This is a genomic window from Photobacterium sp. GB-56 (assembly GCF_003026105.1).
Lineage (GTDB): Bacteria > Pseudomonadota > Gammaproteobacteria > Enterobacterales > Vibrionaceae > Photobacterium.
Window position 1 is genome coordinate 247,405 of record NZ_PYNW01000002.1, and the last position, 18,996, is coordinate 266,400.

An 18,996-nucleotide genomic window follows, 5' to 3' on the forward strand; every position below is an offset into this window, starting at 1 on the left:
GGTGTTAATAGTCATTATACTTTTTAACAAAAATAATAAGGTATAACGAAATTTTTTTATTTTTTTCATATTTATTCGTAACGAATGAAAAAAATACGGCATAATAAGGCCCCGTTATACCAAGCAATTGATTGCTGTCGCAGGTCTGAAGATCTGAAATTAATGGGAAAATGATATGGTTCAACCAGAAAATAACTCAATTGTAATTTTTGGTGCGTCAGGTGATTTGACACACCGAAAGTTAATACCTGCGTTTTATCACCTTTATGCTAATGGTTTATTGCCTGAAGATTTTGCAATTTTAGGGGTAAGTCGTACATCATATAGCGATCAAGAATTTCGTGATAAGTTAAAGCAATCTTTGACAGAAAATGAAAAAACCGATGACGAAACATTGGTTAATTTTTGTCAGCATCTTTACTACCAAGCATTAAATACGTCTGATAAAGATGAATATGCAGTCTTGAAAGAACGCTTAGATACTTTCAAAGTAACGCACAATACCCAAGGTAACGCTGTTTTCTACCTCGCGACACCACCAAGCCTTTACGGCGTGATCCCAGAATGTCTAGCCGCTCATGGCCTAAATGATGAGACAGAAGGTTGGAAAAACCTGATTGTTGAAAAACCATTTGGTTATGATCTAGCGTCAGCGATCTCATTAGACAAGCAAATTCATGCTTGTTTTCAAGAGCACCAAATCTACCGTATCGATCACTACTTAGGCAAAGAAACGGTACAGAACCTGCTTGTATTCCGCTTTGCAAATGGCATGTTTGAGCCGCTTTGGAATCGTAACTTTATTGATTACGTTGAAATCACTGCGTCTGAATCATTAGGCGTTGAAGATCGTGGTGGCTACTACGACGGTGCCGGTGCTGTTCGAGATATGTTCCAAAACCATTTGCTGCAAGTATTGGCAATGGTTGGTATGGAATCGCCTGCTGCAATTAATGCTGATTCTATCCGTGATGAAGTGGTTAAAGTGATGCAAAGCTTTAAACCATTATCAGATGATGATCTTAAAAATAACTTAGTGTTGGGTCAGTACACGGAATCAGATGCTCGTGGTAAGCATTTGTTAGGTTATCGCCAAGAGCCAGGTGTAGCGGAAGACTCACGTACTGAAACTTACGTTGGTATGAAAATGTTTATTCAAAACTGGCGTTGGAATGGTGTGCCATTCTACGTTCGTACAGGTAAACGACTACCAACACGTGTGACGGAAGTGGTTATTCACTTTAAGAAAACACCGCACCCAGTGTTTGGTGAAAATGCACCTGAGAACAAGCTAATTATCCGTATTCAGCCTGATGAAGGGATTCTAATGAGCTTTGGTCTTAAAAAACCAGGGGCAGGTTTTGAATCTCAAGAAGTATCAATGGACTTCCATTACGACAAGCTTGAAGAAACCCATATGCTGACAGCGTACGAACGTTTACTTCTTGATTGTATGAAGCAAGATGCAACCTTGTTTGCACGTACAGATGCTGTTCGCGCTTGTTGGAAATTTGTTCAACCAATTCTTGAATACAAAGAAAACCCAGAACACTTATTTGGTTATGCCGCAGGTACGTGGGGACCAAAACAAGCTGATGACTTACTTGCATCAAGTAATCGTGAGTGGCGTTTTCCTTGTAAGAATTTAGCAAACACTGACTATTGTGAGCTATAAGCATGATTAATTATCGCGTATTTGAAACACCGCAGGATGTTGTCGTTTCATTAGCTGACACCATGATGGCAATGAGCAAGCAGGTGAAGCCTGTCCATATATCGCTTTCTGGTGGGAGTACACCAAAACTGTTGTTTAAAACATTAGCGCAAGCACCTTATGCGAAAAATGTTAATTGGAGCAACTTACACTTTTGGTGGGGCGATGAGCGTTGTGTTGAGCCAACCGACCCGGAAAGTAACTTCGGTGAAGCAAACGAGTTATTGTTCCAACAAATCGATATTCCAGCTGGCAATATTCACCGTATTAAAGGTGAAGATGATCCTGCTGTAGAAGTGGTTCGATTTGCAGAGGAAATGGATGCAGAAATTCCACTTAAAAATGGCTTACCTGCATTTGATTGGATTTTATTGGGTATGGGAACCGATGGGCATACAGCATCATTATTCCCGAACCAAACAGACTTTGACGATCCTGAGCTTTCTGTGATTGCAACACATCCAGATAGCGGTCAAAAACGCATTTCAAAAACAGCGCGCTTACTTGAAAATGCGGATCGTATTACCTACCTGGTGTTAGGTGAAAGCAAAGCTGAAGTATTGCAAGAAATTAATAATACGCCTGCAGAAGCTCTTGCTTATCCTGCAGCGAAAATTAAAGCCGTAAATGGCAAAACAGAATGGTTTTTAGATTCAGCAGCGGCAAAACTGCTGGCGCAAGGAGAATAATATGAAAGGCGATATCGGTGTAATTGGCTTGGCAGTAATGGGCCAAAACCTGATCCTAAACATGAATGACCACGGCTTTAACGTTGTTGCTTACAACCGTACTGTAGCAAAAGTGGAAGAATTCCTTGAAGGCCCAGCAAAAGGCACAAACATCGTTGGCGCAACGTCTCTTGAAGATCTTGTTGCTAAGTTAGAAGCACCACGTAAAGTGATGCTAATGGTTCGTGCTGGTGATGTTGTTGATGCATTCATTGATCAACTAATTCCACTATTAGATGAAGGCGATATCATTATCGACGGTGGTAACACTAACTACCCAGATACTAACCGTCGCGTAGCGCATTGCCGTGAGAAAGGCATCTACTTCATCGGTACTGGTGTCTCTGGTGGTGAAGAAGGCGCTCGTTTCGGTCCTTCAATCATGCCTGGCGGCGCAGCTGAAGCTTGGGAAGCGGTTAAGCCAATTTTCCAAGGTATCTCTGCTAAAACTGATGCTGGTGAGCCTTGTTGTGACTGGGTTGGTAACGACGGTGCTGGTCACTTTGTTAAGATGGTTCATAACGGCATTGAATACGGTGACATGCAGCTTATCACTGAAGCATACCAGTTCATGAAAGATGGTCTAGGTATGAGTGCTGATGAGATGCAAGCAGTATTCGCTGACTGGAACAAAACTGAGCTAGACAGCTACCTAGTTGAAATCACAGCTGATATTCTTGGCTACAAAGATGAAGATGGTGAAGCACTAGTTGAGAAGATCCTAGACACTGCTGGCCAAAAAGGTACGGGTAAGTGGACTGGTATCAACGCACTAGACCTAGGTATTCCACTAACGCTTATCTCTGAGTCTGTATTCTCTCGTTGCCTGTCTGCACTGAAAGACCAACGCGTTGAAGCTGCAACGTTATTCGGCAAGACAATCACGCCAGTTGAAGGTGATAAGCAAGAGTGGGTTGATGCACTTCGTCAAGCACTACTAGCATCTAAGATCATCTCTTACGCGCAAGGTTTCATGCTAATGCGTGAAGCATCGAACGAAAACGGTTGGGATCTAAACTACGGTAACGTAGCACTAATGTGGCGTGGTGGTTGTATCATCCGCTCTGCGTTCCTAGGTAACATTCGTGATGCGTATGAAGCGAACCCAGATATCGCATTCCTAGGTTCTGACGAGTACTTCAAAAACATCCTACAAGGCAGCCTAGCAGCATGGCGTAAAGTAGCAGCGAAATCTCTAGAGTCTGGCATCCCAATGCCATGTACGATTTCTGCGCTATCTTTCCTAGACGGTTACACAACAGCTCGTCTACCTGCTAACTTGCTTCAAGCTCAACGTGACTACTTCGGCGCTCACACTTATGAGCGTACTGACCGTCCACGTGGTGAGTTCTTCCACACAAACTGGACTGGTACAGGCGGCAACACTGCCTCTACTACTTACGACGTTTAATACCTAAATAACGTAAGCAAAAAAACCACCGTTCGCGGTGGTTTTTTTATATCTGATTTTTAAGTGTATGTTTTTTTTGTTCTTTTTTTATTTGAACTAATGATATTGATAGCTTAGTCTGAAATCGGATTTCATTGAAAGGGGATATGGATCACTTTTACCATCTCGAAACAACAAGTAAAGAGATTGGGGGTGTTGAAGAATATGTTTCAGAAAGTATAGACAGGAATAAACAGTACGCTATCTGTTCACTGCTGCTGATGACTGTCTATGTTCTACTTAACTTGAAAGTTTAGCTTTAAACTTTTATGGCTATGAGACTAGGACGCTATGAAAATATTAAAAAAAACAGGACTTACTCTTTTTGTTTTACTCTCGTCTGGTTCTGTATTTTCTGCTGATGACTCATCATTTTGGAATCAAGAACTCACGAATTTGATGAGAAGCTCAAAAGAAAATACGTTTGCAAACTGGAGTAATGATCCTTCCATTCAAGTTGGTGCTATTGGTTATTTAAACGATCTCACCGGTGAATTTACTTTAGTTAGTACAGATATGGTTGATGACCCTGTTTATTTTCTGACTAAACGTAAAGATGAAAAATGGGAGTTCTCATCAAAAAACACATCTAAAAATAGTGGTGAAGTAAAAGTTGACGGTGGGTACTTAGATCCAAACTCAGGGGTTAAAGTAGACGTTGGAATGGAACACTCTTGGGTTTTTTCAAAAGCGAAAAGTTTAGCTGCGACGTATATTATTGCGGTAGAAGCATATACTAATAACCCTTATGGTTTAGTTGCTGATAAATGGGATATTATAAAAAGTGCAGCCGAAAAAACACCGTATATTGACCATGACACCGGAGATATATCTCAAGGGTTTGGCTATATCAGTGGGGTAAAATGGGCAAGTCGTGGTGTTGCTATTGCAAGCAACGATGACGAAGGTCAGTACAGTATCGTAACCTCGGTGAATGTGGCCTCACCAAAGAAAGATCAAATAGGTCTTACTCCAAAATTAATTTCTGAAAAAGGCAGTAATTCTGTTACTGCAACTAAATTCCCAGCAACAAGAGATGAAATCGGTGATCTGGTTCCTGTTGCTTTTACGTTTACTTCAATTGACGGTAAACGTCCAATCAATAATTGGACTCAACCAATTAATCAGTTAGAACTCATCATCAATAGTAAGCCCGGTAGTACGTATATAACCAAGTGGCAATTAGCATATAAGACAGTAACGAATAAAAATATTCAGCACAAATCTGGTGCCTTCCCTGCACCACAAAGTGCTTCAGTTTATTTGCCTAAAGATGCCGTAGATGTTCAGTTATCTATTAAGTTACCCGGTGTTTTTTCAAGTAATAGATGTGAAGTCGTTTGGAAAGATTCTATTAATCAGTGGAATAAAGGTAAAAAAGAAGTTCAGACGTACGGTATATGGCCTGCAAATGCATGGTGTACAGAGCTGAAATCTTCTATTGGATAAGATGCTGCTATGACCCGCCCTAAGCTGACGGGTCTTTTTGTAGTGTTGCCTTTTTTCTTCTTTACTATTACTCATTACAAAATAACAACGTCACTTATTTACCGCTTTATCCGATAGAGCCTCTCAAAATGCCCGTTATACTACCTGAATTGAATAAACCATGACTGCGTTGTTTTTCTCTTTCAAGAATAAGTATCCCCAATAGTAACGTTTTACCAAATTTTAGAGTAAAAAAAGCCCTAACAGACAGTTAGGGCTTAATATTATTCAGACACTAATTTTAATTAGCTGACTTCAATTGGACCACCGAACGAGGTGACAGGTGGCAGTTCACCTTTAAACTTCTCGAAGTTCACAATACAGGTTTGTGCGCTTGTTGCCTGCGCAAGTTCAGAAGATGGAATATCCATAGTTAGTGTATTTGGATCGCCATAAGTGTCGATCGAACCAATTTTTTCGTTAAGAGGGCCATACCATGCCCCTTCTTCGATACGAACAATACCGCGAGGGTAGCTGTCAGTCAGCACTGCACCCGCTAATAGCTGTCCACGGTCGTTAAATACACGTACCACATCACCATCTTTGACGCCTTTTTCAGCCGCATCTTGAGGGTTAATGTAAATAGGTTCACGACCTTGTACAGTGTAAGTTGCACGGAACTCTTCCGATTCACACATTTGTGAGTGCAAACGCTTATCTGGGTGACAAGACTGCAGCCAGAACGGGTGTTTATCAGAGCCCGGACCACCGTGAGAACGTTCTGTTTTTTCAAACCACATTGGGTGTTCTTGACAGTGTTCGTATTTGTAACGGCCAATCTTACGGCTGGTGATTTCAATAAAGCCTGATGGTGTACCTAGCGCGTTAATTTCAGGATCTTGACGGAAGTCAGCATGACGTACCCAAGGCTTACCTGTACCAAAGTCTAAGAAACCTTGTTGCCAGAATACATCAAACTCAGGCATATCAAACTTACCCTTGTTCGCTTTACGACAATCATTATAAAGCATACTAACCCATTGCATTTCATCCATACCACGGGTGTATTCGTTGTTTTTACCAAAGCGACGTGTCAGCTCTGTAAAGATCTCAAAGTCAGTTTTAGATTGGTAAAGCGGATCAACCAGTTTATGCATAGCCAGTAAACCACGACCACTGTATGAACCCATAACATCAATATCATTTCGTTCAAACTGGGTACATGCTGGCAGCACAATATCTGAGAAACGACAGGTGGCCGTCCAAGCAAAATCAATCGTTACAACGGTTTGTAGCTTTTGGAACGCTTTCTTCATACGGTTACGATCTTGGTGGTGATGCCAAGGGTTGTTACCACTGATCACCATCATTTTGTAATCAGGAAGAATAACTTTTGAACCATTGTATTTAATTTCTTTGCCCGGCTCTAAAATACAGTCAACGAAACGTGCAACAGGGATAGTGCGGCTGTAACCGTTAAAATCATTGTTATCCCATTTCGGCTTTTGACCTTCATCGACGTTACGAGGGAAGCCACCTGGTGCAGCAAAGCCTGTTGAAGGTACACCGATACCAGAGTAGTGGTGACCATATGAAATACCACCGCCAGGCAAACCGATTTGACCAACCATCGCGGCAATAACCGCACCCATCCAGTATGGCTGCTCACCGTGCTCTTGACGTTGAATACACCAACCAAACAGAATTTGAGTACGCTCTTTAACCAGCATACGAGCAAAATCTTTAATTTGATCGGCTGGTACGCCACAGATCTCAGCAGCCCACCCAGGGGTTTTCTCAACGCGATCTTTGGTTTCACCTTTTACGTAACCAATGAACTCATCGAAACCAAGGCAGTACATCTTGATGAACTCTTTATCGTAAAGGTTCTCGTTGTACAGGGTATGCGCCACACCTAACATAAATGCCACATCGGTTTGTGGATTAATGTATAGGTGTTTGTTGTTTAGGTAACGTTGGGTCTTATTCTTAACCGGATCAACAGAGATCACATTGATCTCACCGTTATCAACTTTCTCTTTTAGTTTCGCTAAGTATGGGAAAGATTCGTGGGTTTCACAGTTCCAGCCCACCTGCAGGTTTTTCACCGGATCGTTTGCCCATAGCACCACATTTTTACTGTGATCAAGGATTTCAGACCAAGAAGTACCTTGTGCGTAAACTTCTGTTGAGCCGAGCACGTATGGCATGATGGTTTGACCAGCACCTGTTGAGTAGTCGCCTACTTTAGTGATGTAGTTACCATGCATACCCACAGCACGTTGCATGTGGCTGGTACAGCTGTGGAACTGACCCGTTTGACGCCAACCCGTTTGGCCTGCATGCAATGCCCATGGACCGTAATCTTTTTGAATACGTTCCAGTTCACGGTAGAACAAATCTAATGCTTCATCCCATGTAACACGGATAAAACGGTTATTACCGCGAGTTTCACCACTAAATTTGTGTTTCTTCAGCCAATCTAAACGCACCATAGGGTAGCGTACACGTGATGGATTGTAGATTACGCCCTTAATGCCTTTTAGCATTTCGGTTGGGTTTTTATCTATTTCAATCGCTTCGATTTCTTGTACTTTACCGGCATAGATATGGGCGCGGAAAGCGCCCCAGTGTGAGCCGGAGTAACGCCATGTACCTTGACCAATTTGATCGTCTGCAAACACTTTTGATGATGCGAGTAGGCTAGGACCGATAACAGAAGCAGCACTTGTTGTTGCAAGGCCTTTAAGAAAACTTCTTCTTGATACAGACATATTTATTTTAACTCCATCAATACTTAGTGTTGTGCGTCAGAAAAATCAGAAGAGTGCTTCTGAAGGTATTTACGCACTACGGCTTCACTATCACGGTCAAAGTTAACGAACGCTAACATACCGTTGAACATTCCAGGCCAAGTATTGGCATCGAAGTGGCTTTCAGCAGGTTGAGTGTGACAAACTGAACAGTTAGTGGTGTAAGCTGATTTCGCTTTTTCCCAAACTGGCGTGATGTCATTAACAAGCGAGTCTTTTGGCATCCAGACTTTTGCTGTTACACGTTGCCAAGGAAGACCTGTTAGGTCATCAACTTTCTCTTCATATTTATCAACAACCTTGTCGTTTTGTGCAGATTCTTTTAGGAGCGATGCAACAGGAATGTTCATACCGAAGTCTTCTTGAATCACTCGGCCATAGCCCTTGTCTTTACGCCAGCCTGCAATTTCAACTTCAACTGCGTTGTCAGTTTCATCGATCACTTTTACGCCAGAAGCAGGGTTTAATAGGCCAGCTTCTACCTTCATATCTTTATCTTCATAAACAGGAAGGAAACGTACGCTATACACTTCTTCGCCTTTGTTGTACTTAGTATCGTGAGATAGCTGTACTAACTCAGATATCATGCCACCACTGGTATCCATATCTTTCGGTAAGTGGTGAGCAATACCTTTGTGACAATCTACACAGCTTTGATCACGCTCTGCTGCATTCTTCATTTGAACGCGAGCAACAGGAGACATCTTAGTGAAGTCCATTCCTTTATAGTCATGGCAATCTCGACATTCTTGAGAACCATTCGCTTTAAAGCGTTCCCACTCATGTTGAGCCAGTACAATGCGGCGGTCTTCAAATTTTTCAGGGGTATCAATGAAGCCAGCTACGTGGGCGAAGACTTCTTTACTTGCTTGAATTTTACGCGCGATTTTATCTGTCCAGTCGTGTGGAACGTGACAGTCAGGACAAGTTGCACGAACACCAGAACGGTTTTTGTCATGAATAGTGTTGGCGTATTCAGGTGCAACGTTGTCAGCGTGGCAACTAACACAGAACTCTTCGGTATTGGTTGCTTCTAGTGCAGTATTAAAACCACCCCAGAAAATAACGCCAGCAATAAAGCCACCAAGGGTTAGTACACCTAGGCTAATATGAACGCTTGGACGTGATAGGGTCTGCCAAGCTTTAAGCAAAAATGATTTCATTATAGATTCTCTTATATGATGCTAACGGTGATTAATTAGGGATTAACCGCCATGTCCTGGTGGACCAAATACGAAGAGTTGAAGCATCCAAACGGTAAAGCCGTAGCCCCCGACAAAAATGACGCTGAGAATTGGAAATAAAAAGACGACGATAAAAATGAACATCTTCCATTCTCGGCTACGAGTTTGCTTGGTTTCTTGATCAGTCGCACTGCTCATACAACCTCCTAATTTGTAAAAATGAGTAGTTATAAATATTTTTATTAAATCTATTTATATTGCGATCATAAATTAACCACTACATGCAGTTCAATTAATACTTTAGAGTTAACCCTATGTTTTACAGTGTTTTTTGATTTTGACCCTATGCTGTAATAATAAAAGACATAATAAGTAGAAAAATTAAAATTTATGACAGTATGTTTTAATTTAAAGGAGGGGGATTATTCGTGATTGTATTATTGGTTGTTTGATTGTAATAAAATAAAAGTAAAGTTGTATTAATCGTTATTTGAATGTGTAGGTGTAATTGTGTTATAGCAATTAATTGCTGCTTAAAATATGAATAGCATGAATAACATTACTGATGAAAAAATAGGCATTATATGAATGCCTATTTTTTATTGATAATTACAACGCTTAAGCTTTAATCAATAAGCTGATAGTGATTACGTAAAATATTAATAATTTCAGCTTTAGGGTTTTTGCTTAATGTGATCTTTTTTCCGGTGATTTTTTCGGCAATACCCGTATAAACACGCGATATTTGCATGAGTACTTCTTGTGGTAACTCGTTGTCACGAGCAAGAGCAAAGCGTTCTTCCATGCGATCTTTATTTAATAAAATATCGGGCTCTGGAAAAGTGTTAAGTAGTACTTGGCGAAAATCTTCTTTTGAGTTTTCGACGATTTGACCGTCGCGGTAAGCTGCGCCATCCCAGATACGAGAAGAATCGGGTGTTCCCACCTCATCCATATAAATGAGTTTTTCGTTACCACTAGCATCTGTTACATAGCCAAACTCAAATTTGGTATCAACAAAGATTTGATCAATATTTGCGAGTGCATTACTGATAACATTAAATCCTTCTGCCAATAACTTTTCATACTGGGTAATGTCATCAGTATTGCGGAAGTTGAATGCAGCGAAATTATTGACGAGATCATCACGAGTGACATTGACATCATCTGCTTCAGGAACATTCGGAATGCCTGTTAGAATACCTTTGGTTGATGGTGTCATGAGTAGTTCAGGGAGCTTTTGATCTTTTTCTAGCCCTTCAGGTAATTCTATACCGCAGAAATGACGTTCACCTTTGCTGTATGCACGCCACATTGAACCGGTAATGTATTGGCGACAAATAGCTTCAACCATCACAGGTTTTGCTTTTTGTACAATCCAAACAAAAGGGTGGGGGATATCAAGGATATGGCTATCCGCTAATCCATTATCTTTAAATAATTGAAACCAGTGATTAGATATCGCATTTAACGCAGCACCTTTCCCTGGGACTCCTTTAAGCCCTCCTTCACCGTGCCAGATACAATCAAAAGCAGAAATACGGTCGCTGATCACCATAATAGCGAGCGGTGCGTCGGGTTGAACGTTATAGCCTTTTTCTTTAATCAAACGTTGACTGTCAGCTTCTGTAAGCCAGTAAACAGAGCGTACCTTACCGCTATGAACGGGTTTATCAGTACGGATAGGGAGATCATCATTAACAGCTAAAACTTGATCGGCAAGGCTCATCGTGAAAGTCCTATTCAAAGATTACGCAGAAATGCAGAAGGATAATGACATGAATAAAATCACATCGTTATCAATCATCGTAATCGCATAATACAAGGTTAAGTAAGTCACTGCCAGTAAAATAGCAAACGTTTGCCTTTGGTTTGATTAAAACAAAAAAGGCGATAGACATTGGAATGTTTATCGCCTTGGCTATGTTTAAAATAGCTGGTGGATACTGCTTAATTTTTGTGGTGTTTGATGGATGAAGTGGGTTACCCATACTTGAATATCAGTCCAGTTTAGCCATACGGGACTAAACCGAAAGTGATGCCAATTGGTTAAAATATGCAATGTCTTATGATAAGACGGTGCGGTCGCAAAAAGTAAAACAATTGCCACTATTTGCGCCAAGCTAATGAGAGGGTTCCTAACGGAAAAGGGTTTTAATGCTGTTCCAAATGACTTTTTTAGACGTTGGTTGGAAAGATCAACACTATAAATTTCATCTAACAACAAGTGAACAAAACCACCAAAAAGAACAAAGCTACCTGCTAGCCAGCTGGTTTCGGCGGTATGTCCAATGATAGAGCTTACATGAACGCAACATAGGGCAATGAGCAGAACAAACGCAATTGAATGGCAGCAACCACGGTGGACAGTACGGCGTTCAAAAACCGCTTTTCCCATATAGCGGATAGTAATAAACAGTGCTGCGCTATAGAGTAGTAACTCAAGCATAGTCACTTGAGTATAAATATGACTAATTAAAATGAAGCAGCAAAAACCAGCCAAGATATTAAACAAGGCTTTCATCGATGTTGAATGATCTGAATCTATGTCAGGTAATAGGCCACCAATAGTGCCAAGAAATGTCATCCAAATTGCCGCCGAAGGCGAAATATGATCAGCCGATAAGAAGGCGGTGGCCGTTAAACCACTAGCAACGGCTGCAACACTAAAGTGAGTAGAAAAGTTTGCCAAGAAGAAAGTTCCAACTGGGTTTATATACAGTTGTGTTTATCATTATATGGTCATAAATTTCAACCAATATCACAATTCTAGCATGTACTTTATGTTTGTTCGGATAAATAAACAACGAAACGGAGTATTTATCTGTTAAGTGTGTTAGGGCGTTGATGGTGAGAGAAAGAGATAAAAAAGCCTTAGTAAAGTTGGAGTAACTTAACTAAGGCGCTAATTCACAGGGAGAGAAAAAGTTATGCAGCGATAAATGCTGAGATAATACCGATCACACCACCAAAGACACCGCCCCAAACGACTAACCAGCCTAAGTGTTCACTGATCATCTTTTGCACCATTTCTTTGACCATTTTTGGGGTTAATTCATTCAGGCGCTGATCGATAATTTCTTCAATCGTCTCTTCGATATCATTGAGTGATTCAGGCTTAGCTAGTTGATCTTTAAGTGCTGCTTTAAAGTCATCTTGTTGGCTAATTTCGTTAACAGAATCCTGCATTTTTTCAATGAAAGGTTCGCGTAGTGGTTGGAGTGCTTCTACGCCACCCATCATGGTTAGCATGCCACCAAATTGTGAATTCATAATCACATCAAGTAACGAATCGTAAGCTGGCGCAAAATCAATTTTTTGGATCACAGGCTGCAAGTTTAAATTGGTTGAGCTTGTCATTTCTTTATTAAGAAAGCGGCTAATGTTTTCTTGAGTAAAGAATTGCTCCATCATGAGATTTTTAATGGCTGTTTTAAATTCTTCAAAACGAGCAGGAATAACCCCTGAGCCGTAGAGTCCTGGCACCTTTTCAAATAGCATATGAATAGCAAGCCAGTTTGTTAATGCGCCAGAAAATGCGAATAAGCCACAATAAAGGATGACTTGCTGGTTAGTAAGGTAACCAATAGCTAGCAAGATAAGTGAAATAAGGTTGGTGAGTAAGCTTTTATTCATACGGGGTTATTCTCGGTGTGGAGTACACAGCTAATTTTAAAAGAGGTGAGCCAAGTCTTTATGGCTTATTGTGGACAGATTTTAACAACAGACTATGCGCAATGCCACAATTAGCAGATTGATAGGTAATCGTTAGGTATATGTTATGCTCAACTGCTGTATATATCACCAGCAATGAATGTAAACCTAATTAAGGAATTGTTATACTCGCGCATTCACTTATCTATCATCACGTGGTGTTGTCATGACAAGCTTTACAGCTGAACAAACGGCTTTTATTAATCACCTATCTGGTAATGCATTATGTGTTGCAGGAGCGGGGACGGGTAAAACCACCACTTTGGTAGGGCTAGTTGAGAAAAAATTAGCGACAATTGCACCACAAAATATGTTGGTGTTGATGTTTAACCGTGATATTCGCACCGATTTTAAAGCTAAATTAGAGCGAAATAGTCATGGGGTGAATGTTCCCGTGCATACATTTCACAGTTTTTGTTATCAATTATTACGTCAATCAGGCTATTTAGCTGAGACGGGTTATCAAATTGATTTCAATAATGGTGAAAGTGATAAAATCATTGCGAAACAAATTTTGCGTCAAATGGCAGCGCAAGAGAAGTCGTATCAAAAGCAACAAACATTCAAAGATCCGCGCACCATTGAATTATTGATGAGTTTTATTGGCTTGGTAAAAGCGCATATGTTACCGCCAAAGGAAGTGTTTGAGCTGTCTGATATTAGTGATGAATACCATTTTATCATTGAAGCGTATTGGAATTTTGAAACTATTCGTAAAGAGCGTAAACAGTTATTCTTCGATGATTGGTTGGTAGAAACGGTTAATTTACTGACTGATAATGAGGCGTTACGTGCTTATTATCATCAACAAATCCAATTTATGGTTGTTGATGAATTTCAGGATATAAATACCGCGCAATATCGATTGTTAAAACTGTTACTCGGGGAGCAAGCGCAATTAGTGGCTGTCGGTGATGTCGATCAGTGTATTTATAAATGGCGTGGCAGCGCTCCCCAATTTATGCTGAACTTTGAACAAGATTTTACGCCTGCAACCACCTATAGCCTGTCACATACATTTCGTTTTGGCCACAGCTTAGCGTTAGCTGCGAGTCACTTGATTGCCAATAACAAGCAACGTTTCCACGATTTTCAAACGATCTCTCATCAGTCAGTTGCTGATACCCCCGTTGAAGTGATAGGAACTGCGCGCCAAGTCGGCGAGATCGCACAATCTATTGCTGAATATATCGAACAAGGTGGAACACCTTCTGATGTTGCGATTTTAGTTCGTCGTTGGTCACAAACTATGTTGTTTGAATTAGCGTTTTTAACTAAAAATATTCCTTTTTATATGCCTGTTGGCTCGGTGTTATCAAATAGTCGAGAAGTGAAATTATTGCTTGATGTGATGCGATTTGCCACTGGGCGCTACAATCAGTTTCAACCATATGAGAAAGCGACACTCGTCTTTAATATGATGTCTTTTCCACACTGTTATGTGCCAAATACCAGTTTGCGACCGTTATGTGATGAGCTTGCTAATACGCCAATTGAGCAGTGGTTAGAGGTTGTGAAGAAAACGGAAAAGTTACAGCCAGCATTAAATCTTGATAATTTTACATCACGAGTAGAATTATTAATGATGCTTCGCCGTAAAGGGGGCTTTAAAGCATTAGATGTTTATCGTCAGTATCGTCGTGATAGCGAGTTAGATAATTGGATTTGGAAAACAGAAGCGACTGCATCAGAAATAGAAGAAGCGGTTGAACGACTTGATAGTGTTGAAACGGTATTGGCTTCGATGGATCAAGATTGTGAAAAAGCACTTCAGTATTTTGAGTATTATACGCAACGTTCTGATTCGTTACGCCAATCAGAATCCACCACAAGCAATGTGCAATTAACCACGATATTCAGAGCGAAAGGTTGTGAGTATAGCCAAGTACATTTACCGTATTGGGATAAAGATGCTTTTCCTTACGTTAATCGATCTTCTGTCGGTATTTCAGCAGATACTGAAGAAGAACGACGCTTGGCGTATGTCGCGATAACGCGTGCGAAACATAAAGCTAAAATTTACTATTCAGTTGAGAACAGTAAAAAAGATACTTATGTTCGCAAAGATAAAAACGCGAGTCAGTTTATTCTTGAATCGAAGGCGACACTTGCACAAGAAATTGGTCCTCAGCTTTATCTGGAAGGGACGTTACCCTTTAATAAATCGCCGATTGTTCAAGGGTATTACCAACGCTTAGGACGGTTTGAGCAGATGCAAGCAGCGCCAGAGCCTGTAGAAATAGAGCAGCCAGCAGTTGGTAAGGATGGACAATTAAACTACAGTTTTTTGTGGGCAGTTGAACAACCGTTACCAAATAATGCAGAAAAGCTTGTTCGTTCAATGGTGAAAACTAAAACAGCAAAATATTTAGAAACAGAGTTAAATAGAATTTTACGAGAATTAAAAAAAGCAGATTTGACGAAAGAAAAAGTATTGGTGAATCGGCTTATCGTAATCGCTAAAGCAAAAGCGAGAAGGTATAGCTAAATAGATATGTCATTCATAATTTCACGTTATCAACATGCTATTTATGGCTTTGGCTTGTTTTAGGACCGATTTTTTGTTGAAACTCGTAATTAATTTACTATTTTAATTATTTCAATCGTATTGTTTTTATTTGATGATATTTACATGATAAACGTTTCATTATTATATCTATCATTAATCAACAAAATAACGTTGTTCTCTATTATATCGAGCTTCGCGTTGACCTAAATTTTGTTGAATAACAAATTCAAGACGAGAGCGTAATTGTTGCGACTTATTAATTTTTCGTCTATGAAAAACAGAGTGAAGTAATTGTTTTAACATTCTAAACCTACTTGTTTTTTAGCTACACAATAAAAAGATTTGTTAGTTATTCAAAAACATCGTATTCCAGCTTCCCTATACAACTCAATATATCAAACCGTTTCTGAACCTACGTTGTATTAAATAACATAGGTGCTGACTTCTTCATTCAACAGAGAATGTTAAGAATGATAAATATAAAGGGAGATTAACATCAATAGTGATTATGTTAAGTAACGAGAGTTACCCTGTCAAAATCGAAAAATGCATCATAATATTGTGCAATTATGATGCATTTCCATGCTTAAGTTAAGGTTACTTATTTTGCCATTTATCAACAACAAGTGCTGCAATCAAATCACCTTCAACGTTAACGGCTGTTCTAAAGGTATCTAACGGACGTTCAATAACCAATAAAATTGCGATTGCCTCTAAAGGGATACCGACAGCCAGCATGACTAACTGCATACCTGACATAGAACCTGACGGCATACCTGGTGCGCCAATAGAAGAGACCATTGCCATGATGAAAATCATGATTAGACCACCAGTACCTAAGTCGATACCGTAAAGCTGTGCTAGGAAGATAGCTGCTACGCCTTCAAAAAGGGCTGTACCATCCATATTCATAATAGAGCCAAGCGGCAATACCATACTGCTGGTTGATTGTGAAATGTTAAGCTCTTCTTCCGCTGTTTGCATTGAAAGTGGTAGCGTTGCTGAACTTGATGATGTTGCAAATGCCATGGCCATTGGTGCTGATAGCGCTCTAAATAAGTCTTTGAACTTAATACCTGTCACGACTTTTGCGATGATAGGTAAGACAAAACCACCGTGAATAAAGGTTAGAGTAAATACCAGTAACGCAAAGCGGGCGAGTTCACCAAAAATGGCATTACCGCTTTGAAGAGTAAATTGGAAAACAATCGCAAATACAGCCAGTGGTGCTAGTTTGATGATCCACGATACCACACGGTTAACGGCAGTATTGAGTCCATCGATAACCTCAAATACAGGGTGCTTTTCCGGTAAGCTTGCCAGCAGTGCAATGCCAAGTAATAGCGCAAATACAACAATCGCTAATAAGTTAGTTGTTGCCATTGCTTGAAAAGGGTTTACCAATGCCATGTTAAATAGCTTTTCAACAATAGCGCCACCGGAGGCGGAGGTTTGATCGATTAATTGAACATGGCTGCTGACATGAACTTTTGAAGTATCGACTAATTGTGGCCATTTAGGCAGTGACAGTGAAACACCTAAGGCTAATGCAATCGCAAGCGTTGAAGTAAAGGCATAAAACGAAACTGTTTTTAAACCAAGCTCTTTTAATCGAATTATTGAGCCGATACTGGTGATACCACGTAGCAATGAAAATAGCACTACGGCACCAACAAGCATTTTTAGTAAACCAATATAAGTGGTTTTTAATAACATAAGGAGCTTGAAGGTTGTGCTTGTTTCAAACCCTGACGATAGTGGTAGCAGTGTTGCTAACGCCCATGCTAACAAGCCAGCAATAAGTAATTGAAATGGTAATGATTTTAATAAACGGCGATGCATGAGAGTCTCTTGTAACGTTCGTTGAGAATAAAATTAAAAAATAAAAATGAGCGTTGTTATAATTTTTTATAAGAAAAAGCGCTCTGACACAGAGTACCAGAGCGTGGCAAATGCCAATTCTCAATTAACGATAAGTCGGTTGTCTTTACGACTGACAGAAAAATTTGGTTTATTATTACTTTCGCTAAAAGAGGAAGTGCTGATCCGTAGCAGGTTTTGAACAAAGGTGTGAGATAAAATCTCGCCTGTCTTCGTAACAGACAGTAGTCGTTACGAAGACAGGATGTAGCTTAAATAAGAGGAAAATTACTTATCAAAGTGAATGATAGTACGAATGCTCTTACCTTCGTGCAGCAGATCGAATGCTTCGTTGATCTTGTCTAGGCCCATGTTGAATGAGATGAAGTCATCTAACTGGAACTCACCTGCCATGTAACGATCTACGATACCTGGAAGTTCTGAACGGCCTTTAACACCACCGAATGCAGAACCACGCCATACGCGACCTGTTACTAGTTGGAATGGACGAGTTGAGATCTCTTGACCTGCACCTGCAACACCGATGATTACAGACTCACCCCAGCCTTTGTGACAGCACTCAAGCGCAGAACGCATCACGTTTACGTTACCGATACATTCGAAAGAGTAATCAACACCACCGTCAGTCATCTCAACGATCACTTCTTGGATAGGCTTATCGAACTTAGTAGGGTTAACACACTCAGTTGCACCTAGTTTACGAGCAAGGTCGAACTTGTCTTCGTTGATGTCGATAGCAATGATGCGGCTTGCTTTAGCCATTGTTGCACCAATGATAGCTGCTAGACCGATACCACCAAGGCCGAATACAGCAACAGTGCTACCTTCTTCAACTTTCGCTGTATTAAGTACCGCACCCATACCTGTAGTAACACCACAACCTAGTAGACATACTTCTTCTAGCGGTGCTTCTTTGTTGATTTTCGCTAGTGAAATCTCAGGAAGAACAGTGTATTCAGAGAATGTTGAACAACCCATGTAGTGGAAGATAGGTTGACCATCTTTATAGAAACGTGTTGTACCGTCTGGCATTAGACCTTTACCTTGTGTCTCACGTACTGCTTGACATAGGTTTGTTTTGCCAGATAGACAGTATTTACACTTGCCACATTCTGCAGTGTAAAGTGGAATAACGTGGTCGCCTACTTGAAGATCGGTAACGCCTTCACCAACCATTTCAACAATACCGCCACCTTCGTGACCAAGAATTGCAGGGAAGATACCTTCTGGATCATCACCTGATAGTGTGAAAGCATCAGTGTGACATACGCCTGTTGCTACGATGCGAACGAGAACTTCACCTGCACGAGGTAACATTACATCTACTTCTTCAATTGAAAGTGGTTGTTTTGGACCCCATGCAATCGCAGCTTTTGATTTGATAAATTTATCAGTCATCGTTAAATCACTCTGTTAAGCCAACTTGATTGGCGATAATTATTATTAAAATACGACAATTAAACGATATTACTCATGTCGTCTTGATGGAACTATTATATTTATTTCTTAGCAAATGATAATCCCTTGATATGGAAAATGATTATTACCAAATAGTAATAGTCAAAATTATCATTT

13 protein-coding genes are annotated in these 18,996 nt (G+C 40.3%); 5 read left to right on the forward strand and 8 right to left on the reverse strand.

The window, feature by feature from the left end; genetic code table 11:
• Positions 1-175: 175 nt before the first annotated feature.
• The 4 genes from zwf (at position 176) to C9J42_RS03860 (ending at position 5,341) form a co-directional block, all read left to right on the forward strand.
• Positions 176-1,675, forward strand: a complete 1,500-nt coding sequence (gene zwf, locus C9J42_RS03845; protein WP_107206311.1) for a glucose-6-phosphate dehydrogenase — start codon at positions 176-178, stop codon at positions 1,673-1,675.
• 2 nt (positions 1,676-1,677) lie between these two features.
• Positions 1,678-2,403: a 6-phosphogluconolactonase gene (gene pgl / locus C9J42_RS03850; RefSeq protein WP_107301659.1), complete on the forward strand. Its 726-nt coding sequence runs from the start codon at positions 1,678-1,680 to the stop codon at positions 2,401-2,403.
• Position 2,404: 1 nt separating this feature from the next.
• Complete coding sequence (gene gnd, locus C9J42_RS03855) at positions 2,405-3,853, forward strand: decarboxylating NADP(+)-dependent phosphogluconate dehydrogenase (RefSeq protein ID WP_105059961.1); 1,449 nt, start codon at positions 2,405-2,407, stop codon at positions 3,851-3,853.
• Positions 3,854-4,183: 330 nt separating this feature from the next.
• Entirely contained in the window at positions 4,184-5,341 is a 1,158-nt protein-coding gene (locus C9J42_RS03860) for a hypothetical protein (RefSeq protein ID WP_107301660.1), read from the forward strand.
• A 284-nt stretch (positions 5,342-5,625) separates the two neighbouring features.
• Here the strand turns inward: C9J42_RS03860 and torA are convergent, their stop codons facing one another.
• The 6 genes from torA to C9J42_RS03890 all read right to left on the reverse strand — a co-directional run bounded on the left by torA (position 5,626) and on the right by C9J42_RS03890 (position 12,953).
• Positions 5,626-8,094: a trimethylamine-N-oxide reductase TorA gene (torA, locus tag C9J42_RS03865; protein ID WP_107301661.1), complete on the reverse strand. Its 2,469-nt coding sequence runs from the start codon at positions 8,092-8,094 to the stop codon at positions 5,626-5,628.
• 23 nt (positions 8,095-8,117) lie between these two features.
• Positions 8,118-9,296: a pentaheme c-type cytochrome TorC gene (torC, locus tag C9J42_RS03870; protein WP_107206315.1), complete on the reverse strand. Its 1,179-nt coding sequence runs from the start codon at positions 9,294-9,296 to the stop codon at positions 8,118-8,120.
• Between the two features lie 42 nt (positions 9,297-9,338).
• Positions 9,339-9,515, reverse strand: a complete 177-nt coding sequence (gene torE, locus C9J42_RS03875) for a trimethylamine N-oxide reductase system protein TorE (RefSeq protein WP_045153582.1) — start codon at positions 9,513-9,515, stop codon at positions 9,339-9,341.
• 427 nt (positions 9,516-9,942) lie between these two features.
• The gene (locus C9J42_RS03880) at positions 9,943-11,046 is read right to left on the reverse strand and encodes a phosphoribosylaminoimidazolesuccinocarboxamide synthase (RefSeq protein WP_107301662.1); all 1,104 of its coding nucleotides are present in this window, start codon (positions 11,044-11,046) and stop codon (positions 9,943-9,945) included.
• A gap of 198 nt (positions 11,047-11,244) precedes the next feature.
• Positions 11,245-12,009 carry a metal-dependent hydrolase gene (locus tag C9J42_RS03885; RefSeq protein WP_107206317.1) on the reverse strand — a complete coding sequence of 255 codons (765 nt, stop codon included), beginning with the start codon at positions 12,007-12,009 and terminating at the stop codon, positions 11,245-11,247.
• Positions 12,010-12,245: 236 nt separating this feature from the next.
• Positions 12,246-12,953, reverse strand: coding sequence for a DUF445 domain-containing protein (locus C9J42_RS03890; protein ID WP_107206318.1), 708 nt, complete (start codon positions 12,951-12,953; stop codon positions 12,246-12,248).
• A gap of 244 nt (positions 12,954-13,197) precedes the next feature.
• On the opposite strand from C9J42_RS03890, the gene C9J42_RS03895 reads away from it, so the two are divergent.
• Entirely contained in the window at positions 13,198-15,519 is a 2,322-nt protein-coding gene (locus C9J42_RS03895) for an ATP-dependent helicase (RefSeq protein ID WP_107301663.1), read from the forward strand.
• 618 nt (positions 15,520-16,137) lie between these two features.
• Here C9J42_RS03895 and C9J42_RS03900 read toward each other — a convergent pair.
• Both C9J42_RS03900 and C9J42_RS03905 read right to left on the reverse strand, forming a co-directional pair.
• On the reverse strand, positions 16,138-17,382 hold the full coding sequence (locus C9J42_RS03900) for a dicarboxylate/amino acid:cation symporter (protein WP_107206320.1): 1,245 nt from the start codon (positions 17,380-17,382) through the stop codon (positions 16,138-16,140).
• A gap of 306 nt (positions 17,383-17,688) precedes the next feature.
• Positions 17,689-18,819: an S-(hydroxymethyl)glutathione dehydrogenase/class III alcohol dehydrogenase gene (locus C9J42_RS03905; RefSeq protein WP_107206321.1), complete on the reverse strand. Its 1,131-nt coding sequence runs from the start codon at positions 18,817-18,819 to the stop codon at positions 17,689-17,691.
• Between the last annotated feature and the right edge of the window lie 177 nt (positions 18,820-18,996).